Consider the following 23249-nt stretch of genomic DNA (forward strand, 5'->3'; position numbering starts at 1 on the left):
AGTAGACCCAAGAGGCTTCCATGATCCTGACATCCAAGACCGCCATCGTCACGGGGTCCACCAGCGGCATCGGCCTCGCCTATGCCCGCGCCTTCGCCAAGGAGGGCGCCAACGTCGTCATCAACGGTTTCGGCAAGCCCGAGGACATCGAGAAGGAGCGCGCCGGGATCGAGGCGGAATTCGGCGTGAAGGCGGCCTATTCCCCGGCCGACCTGACCAAGCCCGGCGAGATCGAGGGGCTGATCCGCCTGGGCGAAGAGACCTTCGGCTCGGTCGACGTGCTCGTGAACAATGCCGGCGTCCAGTTCGTCTCGCCGATCGAGGATTTTCCGCCGGAGAAGTGGGAGCAGATCATCGCCCTCAACCTCTCCTCGGCCTTCTACACGATGCGCTATGCCATCCCCGGCATGAAGGCGCGCAAATGGGGCCGGATCATCAACACCGCTTCGGCGCATTCGCTGGTCGCCTCGCCGTTCAAGTCGGCCTATGTCTCGGCCAAGCACGGCATCGCCGGCCTCACTAAGACCGCCGCCCTCGAACTCGCCACCCACGGCATCACCGTGAACTGCATCTCGCCGGGCTACGTCTGGACGCCGCTGGTCGAGGCGCAGATCCCCGACACGATGAAGGCGCGGGGCCTGACCAAGGAGCAGGTCATGAACGACGTGCTGTTGGCGGCCCAACCCACCAAGGAATTCGTGACGGTGGAGCAGGTGGCGGCGCTGGCCGTGTTCCTGTGTTCCGACCACGCCAGCCAGATCACCGGTGCCAACATCCCGATGGATGGCGGCTGGACCGCGCAATAGGCGGCAAAGAAAGCCCTGTCTCGCCGGAAGGCGAGGCAGGGCGATCCACAGGCTACGGGCCGTGAAGGCTCAGCGGCGGCCGTGCAGCAGCAGGGCGAGGCCGTAGCCGACGGCTCCGGCGATCACCAGGGCGATGAGCGGGTTCTCCTCGACGCGGCTCTCCACGGCGCGGGCGCCGTCGCGGACATAGGAGCCGCCGCGATCGTAGGCCTCGCCGGCGTAATCCGAAACGTTGTCGGCGACGTCGCGCAGGGTGTCCTTGGCCTGGCCGTAGACCTCCTGTGCGCGGCCTTCCGCCTCGCGGTAGCGGCCTTCAGCCGACGTCCGCGACGATCCGACGGCATCGCCGATGGCGCTCTGTGCGCGGCCGCCGAGGTCCTTGGCCGCTCCGACGACCCGATCCGTATCAACCATTGGTCTGCTCCTTGAAAATCGAAGACGCGTGATCGGCGCTTCCAAGGCGGCGCCCGCATCCGATGGTCACAGAACGTGCGAAGTGGTCGAAGAGCACCATGGCGGTGCGTTTTTGTTGAGCGAGCGGTTTACGCAGGGGTCTGGCGCCGGGCGGCCACGAGCATCCGGCGCCCCACTTCGGCCACCGCCCGCGCCAACGTGGCGGAGGGATCGCGCCGGCCGATGGCCGGCCTGGTCCCGCGTCGCCAGCCGGGCTTTGCCGGAGGAATGTGCAGAAACAGGACCGGGCAGGTCTCCCCCAGGGCGCGGAAGTAGCTGGCATTGCAGAGGTAGCGCCCGGCATTCACGGACGGGATCGCGGCGACCCCGTGATTCTGCAGGGCCACGAGGGCGCGGTCCGCGATCGGCGCCCTGCGCTGCGCCGGCCCGTCCCGGTCGAGGCTGAGGGTCGCGGGCATTCGCCCCGATACGTCGGGAAACAGCCGGCTCGTCCGGTTGACGGCCCGGGCTTCCACGCGGACGCGCTTGGCTCGGCCGGCGACGCCGATCATCAGCACGGCCGCCGGCCTCTCCGCGAGGGCCGGCTCCAGCATTTCGGGGATCGCCGCATAGGCAGTGCGCAGGATCATCAGGCGCACCGAAAACCCCGCAATGCCATGCCGGCCGAGATGTCCGACCTGCCGGGCGAGCGTCTCGCTCGGGTTGCGCGGCATGCCTGGAAAGGGGCCGAAGCCGGTGACGAGGAGATGTCCCCGCGTCACAGCCCGATCAGCGTCGCGATGGTCTCCGCCCCGGCGGCCGGGGAGGATTCGCCTCGTGCCACGCCGGCTTCCGCCTCCGCCGTCTGCTTGCGCACCTCGGGCGAGCCGACGAGGCGCTGGTGCAGGCGCTCGTGGACGAGGGCCCACATCCACTTCACGTCCTGCGCCCGGCGCTTCTTGACGATCTCTCCGGTGGCCGTGAGCTTGTTGCGGTGGTCGACCACCTTTTCCCACATCGCGTCGAGGCGCTTGTTGTTGAGCCCGGAGATCGTGACGACGGGGGGCGTCCAGCTCGAACTCGGTGCGCTGAGGATGTGGAGCGCGGCCCGGTATTCGCCGGCCGCCGCATTGGCCCGGCGCTCGCCCTCGCCGTCGTCGGCCTTGTTCACCGCGATCATGTCGGCGAGTTCGAGGATACCCTTCTTGATGCCCTGCAACTCGTCGCCGGCGCCGGGCAGCATCAGCACCAGGAAGAAATCGGTGAGATCGGCCACGGCCGTCTCGGACTGGCCGACGCCCACCGTCTCCACCAGGATGACGTCGAATCCCGCCGCCTCGCAGAGCAGCATGGTCTCGCGGGTCTTGGCGGCCACGCCCCCCAGCGTTCCCGAGGAGGGGGAGGGACGGATGAAGGCGTTGGGATCGAGTGCCAGCTGCGCCATCCGGGTCTTGTCGCCGAGGATAGACCCGCCGGTACGGCTGGAGGACGGGTCCACCGCCAGCACCGCGACCTTGTGCCCGGCGGCGGTGAGGTTGGCGCCGAGATTGTCGATGGTGGTGGATTTACCGACCCCCGGCACCCCGGTGATGCCGACGCGGATCGCGGTGCCGGTCTGCGGCAGCACCGCGTCGATGAGGTCGCGTGCCGCCGCCCGGTGATCGGCCCGTTTCGATTCGGCCAGGGTGATCGCCCGCGCCAAAGCCGCACGGTCGCCCGCGAGCAACCGCTCGCGCAGGGAGTCGAGGTCGAGGGAAGGAGGAAGAGCCATGAGCCCCTTCATGCCGGGCCGGCCCGGTTTCGTCGAGGGGGCGCGTGTCGTCGCGCGGGAGTACCTGGCGCGGGAGTACCTGGCGCGGGAGTACCTGTACCTGCCGGGCCACGGACCGGCCTCTGCCCGCAATTCACATCCCCCTCCGCCACGCCCGCGCCCTGCCATGGTCACGATCGTCGCCGACAGGGTAGGACGAGAGAGCCGGGACCGAGCGCCGGGCCATCACGGGGCCGTCGACACGCCATGATCCGAAACCGCATGCCGGGAGCGCTATCGCAGACCCGCCGCTCGCTGATCCGCGGCGCCGCCCTTCTGGGCGTCGCGGGCCTCACGCCGGGCCTCGCCGGCTGCGTCACCGACGGGCTCGTCACCGGGGGCACCGGCCCTGAGCGGCAATCGAATCTGGACGTCAGCCCGATCCTGCTGGTGGCGACCACGCGCAAGCCAGTGGGCAACCCACCCAAGAGCCCGTATTTCAGCTCCGAGCGCGGTCGCGGCCTGAGCTTCGCCGAAGTGCGCCTCTCGGCCCCCGACCGCTCGCTCATCGGCCAGGTCTCCTCCGTGGTCAGCGGGGACTGGGCGGTGACGGCGGTGCCGCAGGTGGAGACGGGGGCGGGCGCCGCGGCGGCCTTCACCCAGGCCGCCTTCGGGCGCGACGTGCTGATCTACGTCCACGGCTACCGCGAGAGCTTCGCTTCCGCGGCGGTGAGCGCGGCCAGGCTTTCGGACGGCATCCATTTCCGTGGCGCCTCGGCCCTGTTCACCTGGCCGTCCGCCGCCGCCACCTTCGATTACGGCTACGACCGCGAGAGCGCCCTGTGGTCGCGCGACGCGTTCGAGGATCTCCTGAAATCGCTGGCGAGTTCGCCCTCCGGTGGGCGCATCAACATCGTCGCGCATTCCATGGGGACGCTCCTGACCCTGGAGACCATCCGCATGCTGCGCGCCGAGGCCGGCGAGGCGGCGATGGCACGCATAGGCGCCATCGTGCTCGCCGCCCCCGATATCGACATCGACCTGTTCACCGGGGCGGTGGAGCGGATGGGGCCGGACGTGTCGAAGATCACCGTGATCTCCTCCACCAAGGACCGGGCGCTCGAACTCTCCGGTGCCATCGCCGGCGGCATCGTGCGTGCGGGCGCGGCCGACCGCGAGCGCCTGGAGGCCCTCGGGGTCCGCGTGGCCGACGCCTCGGATTACGGCGGCGGCCTGATCAACCACGACCTGTTCCTGTCGAATCCGGAGGTCCAGGGCGTGGTCAAGCGCGCCATCGGCCGGGCGGCGGGCGGCGCCTGAACGTTGCACCGCAACGGGCAACGCAAGTGGTCTCGTCTTGAGGTCTTGGCCTCGGCCCCGTTCGCCCCTACACGGGCGGCTGTCGGGCTGACGATTCCCACGCCGACGCGGCCGCCTCCCGGCGCGCCCAGAATGAGGATTGTGCGATGTTCACTCTCGATATCGATGGCGTGGCCATCGCGGTCATCAACGGGACCGAGGAAACCGCTCGCGACCTGTTCACCTGCGACGGCTTCAAGGAAGACATCCAGGCGATGAAGAGCGACGGCAAGGTGCTGTGGAACGGCACATCCGAGCTCAAGATCCGCCCCGCCACCGAGGACGAGATCGAGATCTTCGAGGACGCCCTGGCCGAGGACGATTCGGAGGAGGACGCCCCGTTCGAGCCCGACATGCGCCACGCCAAGAGCGCCGAAGAGCCCGACGAGGACGAGGATGAAGACGGCGAGGACGACGCCGACATCGTGTTCCTCGTGGATATCGACGAGGATGCCGGCCTCGATTCGTAAGGCCTGATCCAGGGGGGCCTACGTTGTAGGATCGACTCCCGCCGACCGCCTCGCCCGGACACGGGCGGGGCCTTGTATCGCGATCCGCCCTGCCATCCGTTGACGTCGGCTCCTGAGAGATGCCCCTGATCCCCTTGGGGCATCCGCCGGGACCGGGGCCAAGGTCTCGATCACGGCATGGACTCGATGCCGGCGACGAGTCTCGGCACAGAGCGAGAACCGTATGACCTTCCGCTTCGAACACCTCCATCTTCGCAGCCGGGACGCCGTGACGGCCGCCGGTTTCTACGTGGAGACCTTCGGCGCCCGCGAGGTCGCCCGCGAGGGTGCGCCGTCCGTGACGCGCGTCGTCCTGGACCTGTCGGGGCTCACCCTCTTCATCGAGCATGCGCCCGAGGCCGGCCCAGCCGCCAGGCCGCCGAACCGGGGCATCGAGCATATCGGCCTGGCAGTCGACGATCTCGACGGCACGGTCGCCGATCTTAAGCTGCGTGGTGTCACCTTCGTCATCGATATCACCGACGTCCGTCCCGGGCTTCGCACCGCCTTCCTCGACGGACCGGACGGGGTCCGAATCGAGTTGCTGCAGCGCGGCTGATCCGGTCAGTTCGCGGCCGGTCGCGCCGCCTTCTGCGGAATCAGGCCGGGCGGCACCGGGGCGTTGCCCGGCGCCTTCGCCGGAACGGCGGGCGCTACCTTCTTCGGTGTGATGGAGCCCGTCATGACCGCGTCCCGCATCGGCACCGCCGGCGAATCGATGCCATAGATGTCATCGCGGAAATGCGCGCGGCCGTCCGGGGTGGCGTAGCCGGTGAGATAGACGAAGGTCACCGGGATCTGTTTCGGCAGCTTGATGTCAAGCCGCTCGTTGGTGGCGATGTTGGCCTCGATCTCCATAGGCCCCCAGGTCGAGCCGGGGCCGTTGGGTCCGGTCGTGCCCTCCAGGAGCCAGCCCGCCAGTTCCTTCACCTGGGCCACCCGCACGCAGCCATGCGAGTGGAACCGGACCTCCCGCGCGAACAGCGATTTCGACGGCGTGTCGTGCATGTACACGGCCTGCTTGTTCGGCATGTCGATGCGGACCTGCCCCAGCGAGTTGTCGAGGCCGGAATCCTGGCGCAGCGTGTAGTTCGCGGCCTTCTCGCCGGCCCAGTCGATCGTGGTCGGATCGACCTCCGTGCCGCCGGGGCCGAAGATGCGGATGCGCTCGCGGGCGAGGTAGCCCGGGTCTTTCCGCATCTTGGGGATGATCTCCTTCTTGATGATGGAGACCGGCAGGGTCCAAGTCGGGTTGAGGTTCACGTCGGTAATACGCGCCTCGATCCGCGGCGTCGCCTTGTCGGGCTTGCCGACCACGGCCACGTAGCGTCGGACCACGACGCCCCGCTCCACCGCCTCGACCGCTGCGGAGGGAATATTCACCACTACGTACCGGTCACCGTAGGGAAAGTTCGAGCCGATTTGCCGCGCGGCGGAGGCCGAGAGCTGGCGCTGGCGGGTCGCTGCCGGCACGTTGAGGGCGGTCACCGTCTGGCGGCCGACCATGCCGGTCTCGGGCAGTCCGTGGCGCGCCTGGAACGCCTTCACCGCCGAGACGAGGATGGGGTCGAGCACGTCGGAACTCGGCACGCCGGCCGGCAGGTCGCCGGTGAGGACGAGGTGCTGGCGAAGCGCAGGAATGTTCGGGTCGCGGGCACCCGGCTTGATGGTCAGGTCCACGGGTAGGGTGCCCCAGCCGCCGGCATCGACGATGGCCTGGTAGCGCTCGGCCATGCGGAACGTGTCGAGGAAGGTCGAGGGGGCAAGCGTCGGGACAGGGTCGTCCGAGACCCGCGCCACCACGAGGGGAGGCAGCTCTCGGGATTTCTTCGGCGCCGCCGGTGCCGGCTCCGCACCTTGTGCAAGAGGTGCGGATTGCGGCGCGGCGTTCCCCGCCGCCGGTTCGGGCTTCGGAGCGGCGTCGGGTCTCGGACCGGCCTCTGCCTTGGGAGCGGGCTTGGCGGTAGCAGGCGTCGCCTCCGGGAGAACCGGAGCCGGCTCGGCCTCAGCACCGGTCAGACACAGCATCAGCGCCAGCGGCGACAGGCCGGCACTCAGAATCGACGGGAACACGACGCAACGCGACGACACAGGCAGCCCTCGTGAGCAGACAGGGTCGGATCATGCGGGCGGGATGGTTACCAAGTTCCTCCCCCTCCGTGCCGGCCGGCCCTGACAAAACGGGACACCCCGCCCTACCTCCCGGCCAACCCGAACCGCCGAGGAGGCCCTGCCATGATCCATCATCCCGCGATCCGGAGAGGCGCCACCGCCGTCGTGACGGGAGCCGCGAGTGGCATCGGGCTCGCCGCCGCCAGACGGTTCGCCGCCTCCGGCATGAGGGTGGTCCTCGCCGACCTGCCCGGCGAGGCGCTGGAGCGGGCGCGCGCGGAGATCGCGGCGACGGGGGCCGAGGTTCTGGCTCGCCCAACCGATGTCGGGCGGCGCGAGGAGATGGAGGCCCTGCGCGACGCGGCGGGCGATCCCCCCGTGCTCGTCATGCTCAATGCCGGGATCGAGGCCGGCGGACGACTGTTCTCCGACGAGGCGACCTGGCGGCGTATCCTCGACACCAACCTCTGGGGCGTCGTCAACGGCATCCAGGCCTTCATTCCGGCGATGATCGAGGCGGGCGAGCCCGGCGCGGTCATCGTCACCGGCTCGAAACAGGGGATCACCATGCCGCCGGGCAACACGCCGTACAACGTCTCGAAAGCGGGGGTGAAAGTGCTCGCCGAGGCGCTGGCCCACGACCTGCGCGGGCGCGACGGCGCCACGATCAGCGCCCATCTCCTCATCCCCGGTTTCGTCTATACCGGTCTCACCCGGGCGCGCGGCGTGGCCGAGAAGCCGGACGGCGCCTGGACTCCGGAGGAGACGGTGGAATTCATGATCGAGGCCATGGCGCGGGGCGATTTCTACATCCTCTGCCCCGACAACGAGACCACCCGAGGGCAGGACGAGCGCCGCATCGCCTGGGCGGCGGGCGACGTCATCGAGAACCGGCCCGCGCTCTCGCGCTGGCACCCGGACTATGCGGACGCGTTCCGGCGCCATATGGGCTGAGCCCGTCGTCCCGCCCTCATATCGGCCGATTGCCTTGCTGAAGCTCTGGCCCGTGCTCGGAGCCGGTCTGGCGGATGCCTTGCATGGTACAGGACGCATGTCGGTCGTCACGAACGTGATCCACGGCAACAGCCCCGTCCCCGGGGATATCAGAACGGGAGCCGCCCTTTGGCCACCATCATCCCAGTCGCCTCCTTCGATTGCGTCGTGTTCGGCGCCACCGGTGACCTGACGACGCGCAAGCTGCTGCCGGCCCTGTATTACCGGTACAAGGACGGACAGATCCCCGGCACCAGCCGCATCATCGGTGCGTCCCGCTCCGAGATGAGCGTCGAGGCATTTCGTGAGCGGGCGCGGGACGCGCTCAAGCGCTTCGTCCCGGCCCGCGACCTCGACGAGGACAAGCTTGGCGCCTTCCTCGACCATCTCGATTACGTGGCGGTGGACGGGGCGGGCGACGACGGCTGGGAGGATCTCGCCGCCAAGCTCGCCGAGCGGCCGGATCAGGTCCGGCCCTATTATCTCGCCACCTCGCCGGATCTCTACGGCTCGATCTGCCGCAACCTTTCGGTCCACGGCCTCATCGGCGAGAAGTCGCGCGTCGTGCTGGAAAAACCCATCGGCAAGGACCTGAAATCGGCCCGCGCCATCAACGACGCGGTCGGCGAGGTCTTCCCCGAGGAGCAGATCTTCCGCATCGATCATTACCTCGGCAAGGAGACGGTGCAGAACCTGCTCGCCCTGCGCTTTGCCAACACCATCTTCGAGCGCCTGTGGACGGCGGACGTGATCGACCACGTCCAGATCACGGTGGGCGAGACGGTGGGCGTCGAGGGCCGGGCCGGCTATTACGACACGTCGGGCGCGCTCCGCGACATGGTGCAGAACCACCTGCTCCAACTCCTCTGCCTGATGGCGATGGAGAGCCCGCTCACCCTCGACGCCAATTCCGTGCGGGACGAGAAGCTGAAGGTGCTGCGCGCCCTGAAGCCGATCACGCCGAACGACGTCCAGGCTGTCACCGTGCGCGGCCAGTACGCCGCCGGCGCAGTGGACGGCAAGCCGGTGGAGGGCTACCGCGCCGATCTCGGCGGCGAGACGGCGAGCCGCACCGAGACCTTCGTCGCCCTCAAGCTCGAAGTGCAGTCCTGGCGCTGGGCCGGGGTGCCGTTCTACATCCGCACAGGCAAGCGCCTGCCGCAGAAGCTCTCCGAGATCGTGGTGCAGTTCCGCGCCTCTCCCTTCTCGATCTTCCCGGCCGAATCCTTCGGGCGCGAGCCCAACCGCCTCGTCATCCGGCTCCAGCCGGAGGAGGGGATCAAGCTCGAAGTGATGACCAAGGACCCCGGACCAGGCGGCATGCGCCTGCGGCCGACCAACCTCGACATCTCCTTCGAAGAGACGTTCAAGCAGCGCTATCCCGATGCCTACGAGCGCTTGCTGATGGATGTGGTGCGCGGCAACGCCACCCTGTTCATGCGCCGCGACGAGGTGGAGGTGGCTTGGGCCTGGGCCGATTCGCTGCTCAAGGCCTGGGCGGACCGGCCCGAGCCGCCGCGCTCCTATCCGGCCGGAAGCTGGGGCCCCACCGCCGCCATCGCCCTGATCGAGCGGGATGGACGGACCTGGCACGAAGAGATGCACTGATCGAAAGCCGGCACCTTCGCATCTGCGAAGACGAAGTGTGCGATTGCGGTATCGATCAACTATTCGGGCGCTCCCTCGACAGGCCGATGCCCGACGCATACACGTCTGGAGAGTATCCACCCTCCAACGACAAGACCTACGCCCTCATGGAAAAGCTGGACTCGGCGGTCGGGATCAATCGCCGCTACCTCCACGACGAAGTCGTGGACCGGATGCGGGATCTCATTCAGTCGGGGGAACTCGAGCCGCGGGCGCGGGTGAACGAGAGCGAGCTCACCGAGCGGTTCGGCATCTCGCGCACGCCCCTGCGCGAGGCGATCAAGATCCTCGCCACGGAAGGGCTGCTCGAGCTGCTGCCCAACCGCGGGGCGCGGGTGGCTAGCCTGTCCCAGGTCGAGATTGAGGAAATGATCGAGGTCATCGCCGGCCTCGAGGCGACCGCCGCCGATCTCGCCTGCCGCACCATCGGCGACGAGGAGGTCGCCGAGATCGAGCGGGATCACCACGCCATGGTGAAGGCGTGGAAGGAGGGCGAGGAGGCTACGTACTTCCGGCTCAACCGCACGATCCACGAAGCGATCATGGCCGCGAGCCGCAATTCGGTGCTGGGCACCATCTACGCCAGCCTGTCCGGCCGCATCCAGCGTTCGCGCTACGCCGTCCACCAGACCGCGGAACAATGGAGCCGCGCCGTCTCGGAGCACGAGCGGATGATCGAGCTCCTCCACGCCAGGAACGGCGAGGCGCTGGCTGCGCTCATGCGCGATCATATCCGCTCCAAGACCCCGGTCATCGCCGAGAATTTCGGCGCGGGGACCTGAAGCGCCGACCCGATGACGGGGCCAGGCCTCAGGACTTGGATTCGCTGTGGGACGTCGACGGGCGCGGTCCGCTTCAGGCCGCGCGGATCGTGGCCAGGAACCGTCCCACTTCCGCGTTGAGATGCTCAGATTCCCGGGAGAGTTCGGAGGCGGAGGCCAGCACCTGCGAGGCGGCGGCCCCCGTTTCCTCGGCGGCCCCCGCCACGCCCGCGATGTTGGTCGTCACTTCCCCGGTGCCCTCGGCAGCCTGGTTGATGTTGCGCACGATCTCCTGCGTGGCGGCACCCTGCTCCTCCACTGCCGCCGCGATCGACGTGGCGACGGAGCTGATCTCGCGGATGCGGGCGGTAATGGTCTCGATTGCCGTGACGGCCTGGCCGGTGGAGCCCTGGATCCGGCTGATCTGGCTGCCGATTTCGTCCGTGGCCCGCGCGGTCTGGTTGGCGAGTTCCTTGACCTCGGCCGCCACGACGGCAAAACCCCGGCCCGCCTCGCCGGCGCGTGCCGCCTCGATGGTGGCGTTGAGGGCGAGGAGGTTGGTCTGACCCGCGATGGTGGCGATCATCGCGACGACGTCTCCGATCTTCGCCGCGGCGTCGCTCAGATCCTTCATCTGCGCGCCAGTCCGCGTCGCATCCTCCACCGCCTGGTGCGCCAGGCTGGTGGAGCCATCGACCTGACGGCCGATCTCCATGACGGACGAACCGAGTTCCTCCGCCGCTGCCGCCACCATGGTGACGTTGGTGCCCGCCTGTTCGGCCGCCGCCGCCACGGCGACGGATTGCTGTGCGGTCTCTGTCGCGGTGCCGGACATGCCTTGGGAGGTCGAACGCAATTGCGTCGCCGCCGCCGAGACCCGGGTCAGGATATAGCCGACTGCGTTCTCGAAACCGTCGGCTAGCGCGAGGGCGGCGGTCTTGCGCTGGGCTTCCGCCCCGGCACGGGCCTTGGCGGACTCGGTCTCCAGGGTGCGGGTACGGACCAGATTGTCCCGGAAGGTGTCCAGGGTCGCGGCCATGGCGCCGATCTCGTCCTTCCGTCCGGTGCCGGGGATGGTGACCTCTGTATCGCCGGCGGCGAGACGGCGCATGGCGGCCGTCACCCGCTCGATGGGACGCGACACCCCGAAGAACGCGAAGGCCATGGCGGCGAGCGCCATGACGACGGCCGCGCACAGCATGACCTGCGTGGTGAAGACCGCCTGCGCTTGTTCCTCGCGCGCGGCCGCGCTGGCCGCCGCTCCGGCCCGACCGTTGAACTCGACGAGCTTGCGCCCGGCGGCGGTTGCGGCGAGGTACTCGGCGTTCATCGGCCCACGAAAGCGTTCGATGATCGCCGTGCGCTGGTCGGGATCGGTCTTGCTCAGGCCATTCCAGCCGTTCAGCATGATCTGCCACTTCGCACCGAACTCATCGAACAGGGCCTGCTCCTCGGGCGAACTGACGAGGGGACGATACGCGCTCCAGCCCTTCTCGATGTTCTGGATCAACTCGCCGGCATTCTTGATGCTCAGGGCACGCTCGGCTTCGTCCTCCGCCATCAGGTAGCGGAACTGCCAGAGGCGGGTGCGCATCACCAGCGCATTCAGGGCATGGGCTGCATCGACCGAGGGTAGCGAATTCGAGGCCAGCAACTCGATGCGGCCACCGATCGCGTCGAGCTTCCGCAATGCAGCCACGCCCTGCACCGTCGTAATGATGGCGAGGGCGGTGAAGAGGCCGATGAGTGTCGTCTTGATGGAGAGGCGCATGAAACGGTCCGGGCAAACGAGCGGATTTGTGCAAGGTCGCCGTAACCATGATGGTCAATCCCTAATGATTGTTTGGCCTTGATCGAAGGCCTGCTGACGAGTTCCCCATCTTGTCAGCCTCTCGATCTCACGCCGCGTCGCTGATCGAGCGCAGGCTGGCGACGAGATCGGAGAACCTGTCCCCCTGGACGATGACGTGGGCGCGCAGCCGGTCCGACGCCGCGATCTCGTCGCCGGCGACGATGGCGGCGACGATGGCTTCGTGTTCGGCCAGGGATTGCCCAAGCCGGTGACGTGCCCTCAGCTGCATCCGCCGGAACGGGGTCAGGCGCCGGTGGAGAAGCCGCGCCTGCTCGCATAGGAAGTCGTTGCGGCAGGCGCGGTAGATCACCGTGTGGAAGGTGTAGTTCTCCTGATAGTATGTCTCTGGGTCCTCGTCGGCCGCCGCCGCCGCGCAGGCGGCAAGGGCCTGTTTCAGGGCCGTCTCGTCGGCCACGATCAGCCGGCGGGCGGCGAGCCGGCCGCATGACGCTTCGATCTCGGCCATCGTCTCAAACATCGCGACGAGCAGCTCCGGATCGGGGGCGCTGACGATGGCGCCCCGGCGCGGCTTGATCTCTACGAGGCCGGTCATGGCCAGCTGCAGCAACGCTTCACGGATCGGCGTGCGCGAGACGCCGAAGCGTTCGGCGAGCTCGGTCTCGTCAAGGCGGGAGCCGATGGCCAGCCGACCATCCACGATCTCCGTCTCGATCGTCTGCCTGAGGCTGAGCGATCGGGTCATGGCGTTCCCGTCCCTACGTGTCTTGAAATTCGTTGCGGTCCATTATTCAATGTCGTTGACAAAATATACAAGACATAGTTCGTTGGTATAAATAATTGGCGCTGCAGTATAAATGGTGCGGTGCAAAACGGTAAGACCGTAAAGGTCGCCACGGGAGAAACGCCATGACGTTGACACGCCGTACCTTTGTCGCATCCGGCCTCGCCGCCCCTGCAATCCTGTCCCTGGGCGGGAGGGCGAGGGCTGCGACGACCCTGAAGATCTCGCACCAGTTCCCCGGCGGCACCATCGACGAGGGCGATTTTCGCGACCGCATGTGCCGCAAGTTCGCCGCTCTCCTGGCCGAGCGCTCGAAGGGGGCACTGGAGGTGCAGGTCTATCCGGGCTCGTCGCTGATGAAGACGAACGCCCAGTTCGGCGCCATGCGTAAGGGCGCCCTCGATATGAGCCTCTACCCGAGCCCCTATGCAGGCGGCGAAGTGGCGGAGATGAACATCGGCCTGATGCCGGCACTCGTGAGCTCCTACGAGCAGGCCGTTGCGTGGAAGAAGGCGCCGGTCGGCCGGAAGATCACCGAGATCCTCGATTCGAAGGGTATCCTCCTCGTCTCCTGGGTCTGGCAATCGGGCGGCGTCGCCAGCCGCGAGCGACCCCTCTACGCGCCCGCGGACGCCAAGGGTCTCAAGGTCCGTGGCGGATCCCGCGAGATGGACCTGATGATGAAGCAGGCCGGCGCGGCCACCCTGTCGATCCCCTCCAGCGAATCCTACGCCGCCATGCAGACCGGCGCCTGCGATGCGGTCATTACCTCATCCACCAGCCTGATCTCGTTCCGCCTGGAGGAATTGTCGAAGTCCCTGACGTCGGGCCGCGAGCGCTCGTACTGGTTCATGCTCGAGCCGATCATGATGTCGAAGATCGCCTTCGAGCGCCTGCCCAAGGACCAGCAGGATCTCATCATGGCGATCGGCGCCGAGCTCGAACCCTTCGGGCAGGCTGGCGCCAAGGCGGACGATACCAAGGTCGAGGAGATCTTCACCAAGGCCGGGGCCAAGGTGCAGAACCTGGACGAGAAGACCCTCGGCCAGTGGCGCGACATCGCCCGCGAGACCGCCTGGAAGGACTTCGCGGGCAAGTCGGCGAGCTGCGCCGAGCTCCTCAAGCTGGCGGAGCAGGTCTCGTGAGCCACGCCTTCGACGCGGCCTCGGCCGCTTCAGAGACCGCCACGATGGCGCCCGAGCCCCGGATCCCCGGGATTCTTGGGCATCTCGATCGGGGCATGAAGGCCATCAACCGGGTGATCATGCTGCTGGGCGGCATCGCCCTGGTCTGCGCCTGCCTCGTGCTCAGCTACAGCGTGCTCGTGCGCTACGCCCTGCACGAACCCACCGACTGGCAGGACGAGATGGCGGTGTTCCTCATCGTGGGGGCCACCTTCTTCTCCGCCGCTGCCGTGCAGGCCCGGCGCGGCCACGTGGCGATCGAGGCCCTGAGCGGCCTGCTGTCGCCCCGCGTGAACCGGGCCCGCCTGCTGATGGCCGACATCGTCAGCATCGTGTTCGTCACCTTCTTCGCATGGAAGAGCTGGACCCTGCTCCATGAAGCCTGGGTCGACGGTCAAGTCTCGCAATCCTCCTGGGGGCCGCCCCTGTGGATTCCCTATGCGCTCATGGCGATCGGGATGAGCTTCCTCGGCCTGCAATTCCTGCTGCAGATCGTCGAGGCGCTGACCTACGGCCCGCGCGCGGCCGGATGGGCCAATCCGAAGGTCGGCCTCGGCGCCGATCTCAACAAGACACCTCTGAAGACAGGCAACCACCCATGAGCGTCGCGGCCATCGGCTTTCTCTATGCGGGCGCGACGCTCAGCGCGATGCTCGCCGGCATCCCCATCGCCTTCGCCCTGGGCTTCGTTGCCCTGGCCTTCATGTTCTTCTTCATGCCCGGCGCCTCCCTCGATACAGTCGCGCAGAACGTCTACGAGGAGATGGCTTCCATCACCCTGCTGTCGATCCCGCTCTTCATCCTGAAGGGCGCGGCCATCGGCCGGTCCAAAGCAGGCCAGGACCTCTACTCGGCGATGCATGCCTGGATGCACAAGATTCCGGGCGGCCTCGGCATCGCCAACGTCTTCGCCTGCGCGCTGTTCGCCGCCATGGCGGGGTCCTCGCCCGCCACCTGCTCAGCCATCGGCTCGGCGGGCATTCCGGAGATGCGCAAGCGCGGCTACTCGCCGGGCTTCGCCGCCGGCATCATCGCGGCAGGGGGCACGCTGGGCATCCTGCTGCCGCCCTCGATCACCATGATCCTCTACGCGGTCGCCGCCGAGCAATCGCTGGGACGCCTGTTCCTCGCCGGCATCGGCCCGGGCCTGCTGCTGGTCGGTTTGTTCGCCGCCTGGTCGGTCTACCGCTTCCGCTCGGAATACGCCGCCGCGAAGGACGCCTACGAGCGCCACGGCACCGCCTCGGCCATCCTGGCCGAGGACACCTACAGCATGCGCCAGCGCTTCTCGACGCTGCCCCGCGTGCTGCCCTTCGTCATCCTGCTCACCGGCGTGATGGTAGCGCTCTATGGCGGCTACGCTACGCCCTCCGAGACGGCGGGCCTCGGCGGCCTCCTGGCGCTCGGTCTCATCGCGGTCATCTACGGCGTCTGGCGCCCGAAGGATGTGAACCCGATCCTCGCGGCGACCCTGCGGGAATCCACCATGCTGATGCTGATCATCGGCATGTCGCTCCTCTACGCCTACGTGATGAGCTACCTGCACATCTCGCAATCGGCGGCCGCCGCCATCGTGGCGATGCAGCTGTCGAAGTGGGTGCTGCTGGTGACGATCCTCGGCCTCGTGATCCTGCTCGGCTTCTTCCTGCCGCCGGTCTCGATCATCCTGATGACGGCGCCTATCATCCTGCCGCCGTTGAAGGCCGCCGGGTTCGACCTCGTCTGGTTCGGCGTGGTGATGACCATCACCATGGAGATGGGACTGATCCACCCGCCGGTGGGCCTCAACATCTTCGTCATCAAGAACATCGCCCCCGACATCCCGCTGAAGGACATCATCTGGGGCACGCTGCCCTTCGTGATCCTGATGGCCGTCGCCATCCTGATCCTCTGCCTCGTCCCCGGCATCGCCATGTGGCTGCCGAACTGGCTGCTGCCCTCGACGCGGTGAGGGTAAAAGCCACACAATCCCACCTACCCCCGCCCAGTGGGAGGTGGGGCCTTATGGAACGCCAAGGGGTTAGGCGGTGAAGCCCTCGCGGCTCAGAGTCGCTCGGCCACGAACGCCTCCGCCTCCGGCGAAGTCTCCGTGGGTTCGTTCCGTAGCAGGCCGATGACCTCTGTGGCGTCCTTTGCCACGAGGTAATTGAGTTCCAGCCCCTCGCGGATGAAGCCCTGGTCGCGCATGTGGTCGAGGAGCGTCAGCAGCGGTGTCCAGAACTCGGCGATCGAGAGAAGCAGGATCGGCTTCTTGTGCTGGCCGAGCTGCGCCCATGTAAGCTGCTCCACGAGTTCTTCCAGGGTACCGATGCCGCCGGGCAGGGCGACGAAAGCGTCGGACCGCTCGAACATCAGCCGCTTGCGGGTATGCATGTCACCGACGACGATGGTCTCCTGGATGGCGTCCAGCATCCGCTCGCGCGATTTGAGGAAGTCCGGAATGATGCCTGTGACATGGCCGCCGGCATCGAGCACCGCCTGAGCCACCGTGCCCATCAGCCCGACATTACCGCCGCCATAGACGAGGCCGAGCCCGGCTTCCGCCAGAGCGCGGCCAAGCGCCGCCGCGGCCCCGGCGAAGGCCGGATCGCCGCCGAAGCCCGAGCCGCAATAGACGCAGACGTTCTTCACCGGGGCCATGCCGAGCCTCCCCCGATCAGGGGCAGGGAGGCGCCATCCAGGGGCCAAACTGCTGATTTCGTGAATGATCCCGCCTTTCGGGGGGAAGCGCGATTTGGTGTTGAGATCATGTCGGCTAGTATGTCGCCATCAATCGACGTTTTGTCGACAGCCAGAGTCGAAACCCGACGATGTTATCTGCCGCAAAGTCGAGGGATTTGAGGAGCGGGGGTGCCATGACGGCGCAGTGGCGGCGAGGCCTGATTCTCGCGGGCGGTGGCCTGCTCGCCGGATTCGCTCTGGTCGTCGTGCTGTCCGGCACCGGCGAGATGTTCAAGCGCGCGCAGGGCGACAAGCAGCCCGTCGCCGCGGCGACGTCGCCTCAGCCGAGGGAGACCAGCACGCCCGAATCGCGGGCGGCGGAATCGCCCGCCGCCCCCGGCTCGCCGGTGACGCCTCCGGCGCGCCGCGATGAGGGGGCTTCGACGACGCCGGGAAAGTCGTCGGCGGGGGGAAGGGGCGCCACCGGGCAGACGGGCAACCCGCCCGCCGCGCAGGATCAGGCGCAGGCTCCGACCTTCGACATCATCCGCGTCGAGCCGACGGGCGAGACCGTGATCGCCGGTCGCGGAACGCCCAACACCACCGTCGAGATGCTGCGCGACAACCACCCGATTGCCCGTGCGCTCATCGACCCGTCCGGTCAGTTTGCCATCGTCCCGCCTGCGCTCCCCGCCGGTAGCAGCGAGATCACCCTGAGTTCGATCGGGGCCGACGGCCAGGGGCGGCAGGCGCGGGAGACCGTCATGGTGGTGGTCTCCGCCGACCGTACCACCAAGCCCCTCATCGCCCTGACGTCCCCCGACAAACCCACAGTCGTCCTGTCGCAGCCGGATCGTCCGGTGGATGCGGCTTCGGCCAAAGCGGCCGGCGGCGGTCCGAAGGGCGCCGGTTCGGACAGGTCCGGCGGCACGGCGAGGGCCCCGGGCGATTCAGCTAAGGCGAATGGCGCGGTTGCCGCCAGACCCGAAGCGGCCGGTCCCGACTCGTCCGGCGCGCAGAAGCCGGATGCCGTGCCGGTGAAGGTCGTCAGCGTCGATGCGGAGGAAGGCGGGCGTCTCTTCGTGACCGGGCAGGCGCCGGCCGGTGCCACCGTCCGCCTCTACATCAACGACGCCCAGATCGCCCCCGGCAGCGTCGGCGCCGACGGGCGGGTCTCGTTCACGATCGGGCGCGGGGTCGCGCCCGGCGATTACCGGATCCGCATCGATCAGGTGGATCCGGTCTCGGGCAAGGTGAAGAACCGATCCGAAGTCGCCTTCTCCATGCCGCATGCGGCAAAGCCCGTGGTGGGTTCGGGGCAGGACGCGCCGCCGAACGCGACGCCGTCGGCCCTCGCGGCCAAGCCTTTGCCGAGCGCGGCGCTGGCGGCGAGGCCGCATGCCAAGTCCTCACCGGTCCTTGCTTCTCCCCTCGGCCGCCCGGTCCAGGGGGCGCCCCAGGACGCCTCGCCGAGCACGCCGGCCTCTGCCATGACGATGGGCCGGTCGCAGCCGAGCCCCACGACGGACGAAGCCGGCGCGAAAGCGGTGTCGGCCTTGGCGATCCAGCCCTCGGCCGCACCGCAGAGCGTGTTCGTGCCGGAGATCAACACCGCCCGGATCACCCGCGGCGACAGCCTGTGGCAGATCAGCCGGCGCATCTACGGCAAGGGCATCCGCTACACGGTGATCTTCGACGCCAACCAGCCGCAGATCCGCAACCCGGACCTGATCTATCCCGGCCAGATCTTCGTGGTCCCGTCCGAGACTGCGTCCACGCTGCCGCAGGACAAGCGGCGCAGCTAAGCCGCGACCGCGCGTCCTGCATCCCGGCCCTGCGCCGCCGGGCGACTGTCTGGAACGGTTCGATGGACTATATCGGGAGCTGAATTCGACCGCTCCCGGTTCATCTGCCCGAGTCTGCCTGAATGAGCACCGATCCCACCTCCGCGGCGGGCGGCGGCACGACGCCGTCCGAGCGCCCCGGCCTGTTCGCCACCTATCGGCGCCTGTGGCCCTACCTCTGGCCCCATACCCGGCCGGACCTGCAGCGGCGCGTCTTCCTCGCCTTCGGCCTCCTCCTCGTCGCGAAATTCGTGACGATGCTGACGCCCTTCACCTTCAAATGGGCGACGGATGCCCTCGTGGCGGCGGTGGGGGACAAGGACGGCCTCGGGGCCACGCTCCCCACGGGCTTGTTCGCGGCACCGATGCTGATGATCGGGCTCTACGGCCTGTCGCGGGTGATCATGGCCGTGCTCACCCAGGTGCGCGACGGGCTCTTCGCCAAGGTGGCGATGCATGCGGTGCGCCGCCTCGCGCTCCAGACCTTCGAGCACATGCACCGGCTCTCCCTGCGCTTCCATCTGGAGCGCAAGACCGGCGGCCTCACCCGTGTGCTGGAGCGCGGGCGCGGCGGCATCGAGGAGCTCTCGCGCCTGATGGTGCTGACGCTGGTCCCCACCATCGTCGAATTCCTCCTTGTCATCGGCGTCCTCGCCTACGAATTCGACTGGCTCTACTCGTTCGTCGTCTTCGTGATGGTGGCGGCCTATCTCGCCTTCACCTGGAAGGCGACGCAATGGCGGATCGAGATCCGCCGGCGGATGAACAATTCGGATACGGATGCCAACACCAAGGCCGTGGATTCGCTGCTGAATTTCGAGACGGTGAAGTATTTCGGGGCCGAACGGCGCGAGGCCGAGCGCTACGACGGCTCCATGGCGAAATACGAGAAGGCCTCGACCCAGACCTACGTCTCGCTCGCCGTGCTCAATGCCGGCCAGGCCCTGATCTTCACCATTGGCATGACCGTGGTGATGTGGCTCGCGGCACGGGACATCATGGCCGGCCGCACGACGCTCGGCGGGTTCGTTCTCGTCAACACGATGCTGGTGCAGCTCTCCATGCCGCTCAACTTCATGGGCATGATTTACCGCGAGATCAAACAGGCGCTCATCGACATCGACGACATGTTCCAGATCCTGCACCGCAACCCCGAGATCGCCGACAGGCCGGGCGCGAAACCCCTCGCCGTGTCGGACGGTGTGGTCAGGTTCGAGGACGTCCGCTTCGCCTACGATCCGGCGAGGCCCATCCTGCGCGGCGTCAGCTTCGAGGTCCCGGCCGGGCGGACCATCGCCATCGTCGGTCCCTCCGGAGCCGGCAAATCGACCCTGTCGCGGCTGCTGTTCCGGTTCTACGAGCCGCAATCGGGGCGCATCCTCATCGACGGCCAGGACATCGCCGGGGTCGAGCAGGGGAGTCTCAGGGCCGCCATCGGCATGGTCCCGCAGGACACCGTGCTTTTTAACGACACGATCGGCTACAACATCCGCTACGGTCAGTGGGACGCGGGCGACGGGGAGGTCCGTGAGGCCGCCCGCCTCGCCCAGATCGACCGCTTCGTCTCCGCCCTGCCGGAGGGCTACGACACGCCCGTGGGCGAGCGCGGGCTGAAGCTGTCGGGCGGCGAGAAACAGCGCGTCGCCATCGCTCGCACGATCCTGAAGGGGCCGCCGATCCTGGTCCTCGACGAGGCGACGTCGGCCCTCGATTCCTTTACCGAGCGTGAGATCCAGGACGCCCTCGACAAGGTCAGCCGTGGCCGCACCACCCTCGTCATCGCCCACCGCCTGTCGACAGTAGTCAATGCGGACGAGATCATCGTCCTCGACCGGGGCGTGATCGTCGAGCGCGGCGACCATCAGACCCTGCTCGATCTCGGCGGGGTCTACGCCTCCCTCTGGAGCCGCCAGCGCGAGGCCGACGAGGCCCGCGAGATCCTCAAGCGGGCGGAGGAGCGGCGGGCCGACGAGGAGGTGTCATCTTCCGATAGGCAGGCCATTCCTCAGCCGATAAGGCCCGTCGTTCCGGAGCCGATGCCCGCCGAATAGGGCATCGGCAAGGGGGCATGCCGTGTGCAGCCTTGGATGATCGTATCAGCGATGCGATGACTGTTCAGAATTGGCATTGGTAAACAAGTCTATTTACCAATATTCATGCCGAATTGTGTCCCCTCATTAACTACCTGGGCCGATTGGCCTTGACCGGCAGGATCACTGCGATATTTTCGGAGAAATATTATGTAAAAGGCGCGGCAACATGGTACTTCCCGAAGACATCCGCGAAACGCTCAAGAGCGTCGCGGCCTTGACCGAAGTGATCGACAGTCTCGGCGAAGACGACAACTTGTTCGACAAAGGTCTGGATTCATTCGGCTCGGTCCAGCTGATGCTCGCGCTCGAAGAACGCTACAATATCGAGTTCCCCGATAACCTCCTCAACCGGCGCTCCTTCTCCACCATCCGCATCATCGTCGAGACGGTGAGCAAGCTGACCGTTTCGGCAGCGGCATGACCGACATCGCCATCCGCGCCAAGCGGGTCGCGGCCATCGCTGCCCTCCATGCCGACGACGTCGACCGTGAGGCCCGCTTCCCCGCCGAGGCAGTGGCGGCTCTCAAGAGGGAGCGCCTGCTCGGGATGCAGATCCCCATGCAGTTCGGTGGCGAGAGTGCGAGCCTGTCGCAGATAGCGGAGGTCTGCTTCACCCTGTCCCAGGCCTGTTCCGCTGCGGCGATGGTCTTTGCCATGCATCAGATCAAGGTCGCGAGCCTCGTTTCGCACGGCCTCGAGAGCGAGTGGCACTGCGCCCTGATGGAGGGGGTGGCGCGCGATCAGCTCCTCTTCGCCTCGGCCACCACCGAGGGCGGCATCGGCGGCGATCTGCGCAACAGCCTATGCGCGGTCGAGACGGTGGGCGACGTATTCCATTTCGCCAAGGACGCCACCGTCATCTCCTACGGTGCCCATGCCGACGTGATCCTGGCCACCGGCCGCCGTCATCCGGACGCGGCCTCGTCGGACCAGGTCCTCGTGGCCCTGATGAAGGGGCAGATGTCCCTGGAGCGCACCAGCACCTGGGACACGCTGGGCATGCGCGGCACCTGCAGCGACGGATTCAAGCTCAAAGCCCGCGACGTGCCGGCGGCGCAGATCCTGCCGAAACCCTTCGCCGAGATCGCGGCGCAATCGATGCTCGCCGCCTCGCACCTGCTCTGGAGCAGCGTCTGGTTCGGCATCGCCAGCCATGCCCTCGACCGGGCCAGGGCCTATGTTCAGGGCGAAGCCCGGCGCAGGCCGGGCCAGGCTCCCCCCGGGGCCCTGCGTCTGGCCGAGGCCGCCAACGAGCTCCAGGCCATGAAGGCGACGGTGATCGCCGCCCTCAAGCGCTACGAGGCGGCGCAGGGCGACGCGGACGAGCTCGGCTCCATCGGGTTCGCCGTCATGCTCAACAACGTAAAGACGACGATCTCGACGAAATCGGTCGATATCGTCCAGCGTGCGCTGGGTATCGTCGGGCTCTCCGGCTACAAGAACGGCACCGCATTCAGCCTCGGTCGGCAACTGCGCGACGTGCTGTCGGCGCCGCTGATGATCAACAACGACCGCATCCTCGCCAACACCGCAAACCTCCTGCTCGTGCAGAAGGGCGGGGGCCAGCTTCTGAGCGCATGATGGACCAGCTTCTCGCCCTCGATCCCGTGCCCGATGCAGGCGTCGGGGCGGCTGCGTCCGGGCCGCGCTCCCTGCTGGACCAACTCTTCGACCAGGGTCTCCTCATTCGCACTGGCGTCGACGGGCTTTATGGGCGCAGCGGTGATTTCGAGAGCGTGGTCGAGGCCCTGGACCGGATCGCCACCCGGCTCGGTGCCAGGGACGGCGCGGAATCCCTGCGCTTCCCGCCCGGCATGAGCCGGCCGGCCTTCGAGCGCAGCGGCTACCTCAAGGGGTTTCCGAACCTCGCCGGCACCATCCACTGCTTCTGCGGAAACGACGCCGATCACGCCCGGCTGCTGGCCTGCATCGAGGCCGGCACCGACTGGACCGGCGGCCAGGCCGCTAGCGAGATCGTTCTGACGCCTGCCGCCTGTTACCCGCTCTATCCGGTGGCCGCCGCGCGTGGGGCGCTGCCCGAAGGCGGGCTGTTGTTCGACCTGCAATCCTACTGCTTCCGCCACGAGCCCTCCCTGGAGCCGACGCGGATGCAGATGTTCCGCATGCGCGAATACGTCCGCATGGGCAGCCCCGATCAGGTACTCGCCTTCCGCGAGCTCTGGCTGGAGCGCGGCACCGCGATGATGCGCGAACTCGGCCTGCCGATCGCGGTGGATCCGGCCAACGACCCATTCTTCGGCCGCGCCGGGCGCATGCTGGCCAACAACCAGCGGGCGCAGGGGCTGAAATTCGAACTGAACGTGCCGGTCAACAGCGAGGACAAGCCCACCGCCTGCCTCAGCTTCAACTACCACCAGGACCATTTCGGCACGATCTGGGATATCCGGCAGGCCGACGGCGAGGTCGCGCACACCGCCTGCGTCGGGTTCGGGCTCGAGCGGATCACCCTGGCGCTGCTCCGCCATCACGGCCTCGACATCACGGCGTGGCCGGACGCCGTGCGCGACCGGCTCTGGGGCTAG

At 67.7% G+C, this 23249-nt stretch carries 23 protein-coding genes; 16 read left to right on the forward strand and 7 right to left on the reverse strand.

Annotation, left to right across the window (positions count from 1 at the left end):
• Positions 1-20 precede the first annotated feature (20 nt).
• A complete protein-coding gene (locus K368_RS0107685; protein WP_027171871.1) occupies positions 21-806 on the forward strand; it encodes a 3-hydroxybutyrate dehydrogenase in 786 nt (261 codons plus the stop codon).
• Positions 807-875: 69 nt separating this feature from the next.
• On the opposite strand, the gene K368_RS0107690 is transcribed toward K368_RS0107685, so the two are convergent.
• The 3 genes from K368_RS0107690 to meaB form a co-directional block, all read right to left on the reverse strand.
• Positions 876-1220: a CsbD family protein gene (locus tag K368_RS0107690; RefSeq protein WP_027171872.1), complete on the reverse strand. Its 345-nt coding sequence runs from the start codon at positions 1218-1220 to the stop codon at positions 876-878.
• Positions 1221-1348: 128 nt separating this feature from the next.
• Positions 1349-1981, reverse strand: coding sequence for a peptidase C15 (locus K368_RS0107695; protein WP_027171873.1), 633 nt, complete (start codon positions 1979-1981; stop codon positions 1349-1351).
• Positions 1978-2982 (reverse strand): methylmalonyl Co-A mutase-associated GTPase MeaB, encoded by a 1005-nt coding sequence (meaB, locus tag K368_RS0107700; RefSeq protein WP_027171874.1) that lies wholly within the window; start codon positions 2980-2982, stop codon positions 1978-1980. The genes K368_RS0107695 and meaB overlap by 4 nt, the downstream gene beginning before the upstream one ends.
• On the opposite strand from meaB, the gene K368_RS26560 reads away from it, so the two are divergent.
• The 4 genes from K368_RS26560 (at position 2969) to K368_RS0107715 (ending at position 5376) form a co-directional block, all read left to right on the forward strand.
• Complete coding sequence (locus tag K368_RS26560; RefSeq protein ID WP_155935059.1) at positions 2969-3220, forward strand: hypothetical protein; 252 nt, start codon at positions 2969-2971, stop codon at positions 3218-3220. The two genes, meaB and K368_RS26560, sit on opposite strands and share 14 nt — an antisense overlap.
• A complete protein-coding gene (locus K368_RS0107705; RefSeq protein WP_197030995.1) occupies positions 3217-4269 on the forward strand; it encodes an alpha/beta hydrolase in 1053 nt (350 codons plus the stop codon). Before K368_RS26560 ends, K368_RS0107705 begins: the two co-directional genes overlap by 4 nt.
• A 146-nt stretch (positions 4270-4415) precedes the next feature.
• Entirely contained in the window at positions 4416-4778 is a 363-nt protein-coding gene (locus K368_RS0107710; protein WP_018045358.1) for a hypothetical protein, read from the forward strand.
• Between the two features lie 223 nt (positions 4779-5001).
• Positions 5002-5376: a VOC family protein gene (locus tag K368_RS0107715; protein ID WP_027171876.1), complete on the forward strand. Its 375-nt coding sequence runs from the start codon at positions 5002-5004 to the stop codon at positions 5374-5376.
• Positions 5377-5381: 5 nt separating this feature from the next.
• Here the strand turns inward: K368_RS0107715 and K368_RS0107720 are convergent, their stop codons facing one another.
• The gene (locus tag K368_RS0107720; protein WP_027171877.1) at positions 5382-6908 is read right to left on the reverse strand and encodes a L,D-transpeptidase family protein; all 1527 of its coding nucleotides are present in this window, start codon (positions 6906-6908) and stop codon (positions 5382-5384) included.
• A 144-nt stretch (positions 6909-7052) separates the two neighbouring features.
• On the opposite strand from K368_RS0107720, the gene K368_RS0107725 reads away from it, so the two are divergent.
• From K368_RS0107725 to K368_RS0107735, 3 genes are all read left to right on the forward strand, one after another.
• On the forward strand, positions 7053-7883 hold the full coding sequence (locus K368_RS0107725) for an SDR family NAD(P)-dependent oxidoreductase (protein ID WP_027171878.1): 831 nt from the start codon (positions 7053-7055) through the stop codon (positions 7881-7883).
• A gap of 168 nt (positions 7884-8051) precedes the next feature.
• A complete protein-coding gene (gene zwf / locus K368_RS0107730) occupies positions 8052-9530 on the forward strand; it encodes a glucose-6-phosphate dehydrogenase (RefSeq protein WP_027171879.1) in 1479 nt (492 codons plus the stop codon).
• Between the two features lie 146 nt (positions 9531-9676).
• Positions 9677-10351, forward strand: a complete 675-nt coding sequence (locus tag K368_RS0107735; RefSeq protein WP_027171880.1) for a GntR family transcriptional regulator — start codon at positions 9677-9679, stop codon at positions 10349-10351.
• 73 nt (positions 10352-10424) lie between these two features.
• Here the strand turns inward: K368_RS0107735 and K368_RS0107740 are convergent, their stop codons facing one another.
• A complete protein-coding gene (locus tag K368_RS0107740) occupies positions 10425-12101 on the reverse strand; it encodes a methyl-accepting chemotaxis protein (protein ID WP_027171881.1) in 1677 nt (558 codons plus the stop codon).
• A 127-nt stretch (positions 12102-12228) separates the two neighbouring features.
• A complete protein-coding gene (locus K368_RS0107745; protein ID WP_027171882.1) occupies positions 12229-12885 on the reverse strand; it encodes a GntR family transcriptional regulator in 657 nt (218 codons plus the stop codon).
• 164 nt (positions 12886-13049) lie between these two features.
• Between K368_RS0107745 and dctP the strand changes: the two genes are divergently transcribed.
• Genes dctP through K368_RS0107760 form a run of 3 tightly spaced genes read left to right on the forward strand, consistent with a single transcriptional unit; the run spans position 13050 to position 16059 of the window.
• Positions 13050-14069 (forward strand): TRAP transporter substrate-binding protein DctP, encoded by a 1020-nt coding sequence (gene dctP, locus K368_RS0107750; protein ID WP_027171883.1) that lies wholly within the window; start codon positions 13050-13052, stop codon positions 14067-14069.
• Complete coding sequence (locus K368_RS0107755; RefSeq protein WP_027171884.1) at positions 14066-14710, forward strand: TRAP transporter small permease; 645 nt, start codon at positions 14066-14068, stop codon at positions 14708-14710. The genes dctP and K368_RS0107755 overlap by 4 nt, the downstream gene beginning before the upstream one ends.
• Positions 14707-16059, forward strand: a complete 1353-nt coding sequence (locus tag K368_RS0107760) for a TRAP transporter large permease (RefSeq protein WP_027171885.1) — start codon at positions 14707-14709, stop codon at positions 16057-16059. Before K368_RS0107755 ends, K368_RS0107760 begins: the two co-directional genes overlap by 4 nt.
• Before the next feature lie 92 nt (positions 16060-16151).
• Here the strand turns inward: K368_RS0107760 and K368_RS0107765 are convergent, their stop codons facing one another.
• A complete protein-coding gene (locus K368_RS0107765; protein WP_027171886.1) occupies positions 16152-16748 on the reverse strand; it encodes a TIGR00730 family Rossman fold protein in 597 nt (198 codons plus the stop codon).
• Between the two features lie 215 nt (positions 16749-16963).
• Here K368_RS0107765 and K368_RS0107770 point away from each other — a divergent pair, with 215 nt between their 5' ends.
• The 5 genes from K368_RS0107770 to K368_RS0107790 all read left to right on the forward strand — a co-directional run bounded on the left by K368_RS0107770 (position 16964) and on the right by K368_RS0107790 (position 23249).
• Positions 16964-18574 carry a LysM peptidoglycan-binding domain-containing protein gene (locus K368_RS0107770; protein ID WP_027171887.1) on the forward strand — a complete coding sequence of 537 codons (1611 nt, stop codon included), beginning with the start codon at positions 16964-16966 and terminating at the stop codon, positions 18572-18574.
• Between the two features lie 122 nt (positions 18575-18696).
• Entirely contained in the window at positions 18697-20664 is a 1968-nt protein-coding gene (locus tag K368_RS0107775; protein WP_027171888.1) for an ABC transporter ATP-binding protein/permease, read from the forward strand.
• A 208-nt stretch (positions 20665-20872) separates the two neighbouring features.
• Positions 20873-21127, forward strand: a complete 255-nt coding sequence (locus tag K368_RS0107780; protein WP_027171889.1) for an acyl carrier protein — start codon at positions 20873-20875, stop codon at positions 21125-21127.
• Positions 21124-22287 (forward strand): acyl-CoA dehydrogenase family protein, encoded by a 1164-nt coding sequence (locus K368_RS0107785; RefSeq protein WP_027171890.1) that lies wholly within the window; start codon positions 21124-21126, stop codon positions 22285-22287. The genes K368_RS0107780 and K368_RS0107785 overlap by 4 nt, the downstream gene beginning before the upstream one ends.
• Complete coding sequence (locus tag K368_RS0107790) at positions 22287-23249, forward strand: amino acid--[acyl-carrier-protein] ligase (protein ID WP_245259534.1); 963 nt, start codon at positions 22287-22289, stop codon at positions 23247-23249. Before K368_RS0107785 ends, K368_RS0107790 begins: the two co-directional genes overlap by 1 nt.

The sequence above is a fragment of the Methylobacterium sp. 10 genome (genome assembly GCF_000519085.1).
Lineage (GTDB): Bacteria > Pseudomonadota > Alphaproteobacteria > Rhizobiales > Beijerinckiaceae > Methylobacterium.

What these genes read in the sequence shown, in the direction of transcription:
- K368_RS0107790 (WP_245259534.1), top strand. Translation starts at nt 22,287, where the DNA reads ATGGACCAGCTTCTCGCCCTCGATCCCGTGCCCGATGCAGGCGTCGGG.
- K368_RS0107710 (WP_018045358.1), top strand. Translation starts at nt 4,416, where the DNA reads ATGTTCACTCTCGATATCGATGGCGTGGCCATCGCGGTCATCAACGGG.
- K368_RS0107745 (WP_027171882.1), bottom strand. Translation starts at nt 12,885, where the DNA reads ATGACCCGATCGCTCAGCCTCAGGCAGACGATCGAGACGGAGATCGTG.
- K368_RS0107760 (WP_027171885.1), top strand. Translation starts at nt 14,707, where the DNA reads ATGAGCGTCGCGGCCATCGGCTTTCTCTATGCGGGCGCGACGCTCAGC.
- K368_RS0107765 (WP_027171886.1), bottom strand. Translation starts at nt 16,748, where the DNA reads ATGGCCCCGGTGAAGAACGTCTGCGTCTATTGCGGCTCGGGCTTCGGC.
- K368_RS0107685 (WP_027171871.1), top strand. Translation starts at nt 21, where the DNA reads ATGATCCTGACATCCAAGACCGCCATCGTCACGGGGTCCACCAGCGGC.
- K368_RS0107715 (WP_027171876.1), top strand. Translation starts at nt 5,002, where the DNA reads ATGACCTTCCGCTTCGAACACCTCCATCTTCGCAGCCGGGACGCCGTG.
- K368_RS26560 (WP_155935059.1), top strand. Translation starts at nt 2,969, where the DNA reads ATGAGCCCCTTCATGCCGGGCCGGCCCGGTTTCGTCGAGGGGGCGCGT.
- K368_RS0107770 (WP_027171887.1), top strand. Translation starts at nt 16,964, where the DNA reads ATGACGGCGCAGTGGCGGCGAGGCCTGATTCTCGCGGGCGGTGGCCTG.
- K368_RS0107780 (WP_027171889.1), top strand. Translation starts at nt 20,873, where the DNA reads ATGGTACTTCCCGAAGACATCCGCGAAACGCTCAAGAGCGTCGCGGCC.
- dctP (WP_027171883.1), top strand. Translation starts at nt 13,050, where the DNA reads ATGACGTTGACACGCCGTACCTTTGTCGCATCCGGCCTCGCCGCCCCT.
- K368_RS0107725 (WP_027171878.1), top strand. Translation starts at nt 7,053, where the DNA reads ATGATCCATCATCCCGCGATCCGGAGAGGCGCCACCGCCGTCGTGACG.
- K368_RS0107775 (WP_027171888.1), top strand. Translation starts at nt 18,697, where the DNA reads ATGAGCACCGATCCCACCTCCGCGGCGGGCGGCGGCACGACGCCGTCC.
- meaB (WP_027171874.1), bottom strand. Translation starts at nt 2,982, where the DNA reads ATGAAGGGGCTCATGGCTCTTCCTCCTTCCCTCGACCTCGACTCCCTG.
- K368_RS0107705 (WP_197030995.1), top strand. Translation starts at nt 3,217, where the DNA reads ATGATCCGAAACCGCATGCCGGGAGCGCTATCGCAGACCCGCCGCTCG.
- K368_RS0107735 (WP_027171880.1), top strand. Translation starts at nt 9,677, where the DNA reads ATGGAAAAGCTGGACTCGGCGGTCGGGATCAATCGCCGCTACCTCCAC.
- K368_RS0107785 (WP_027171890.1), top strand. Translation starts at nt 21,124, where the DNA reads ATGACCGACATCGCCATCCGCGCCAAGCGGGTCGCGGCCATCGCTGCC.
- K368_RS0107690 (WP_027171872.1), bottom strand. Translation starts at nt 1,220, where the DNA reads ATGGTTGATACGGATCGGGTCGTCGGAGCGGCCAAGGACCTCGGCGGC.
- K368_RS0107740 (WP_027171881.1), bottom strand. Translation starts at nt 12,101, where the DNA reads ATGCGCCTCTCCATCAAGACGACACTCATCGGCCTCTTCACCGCCCTC.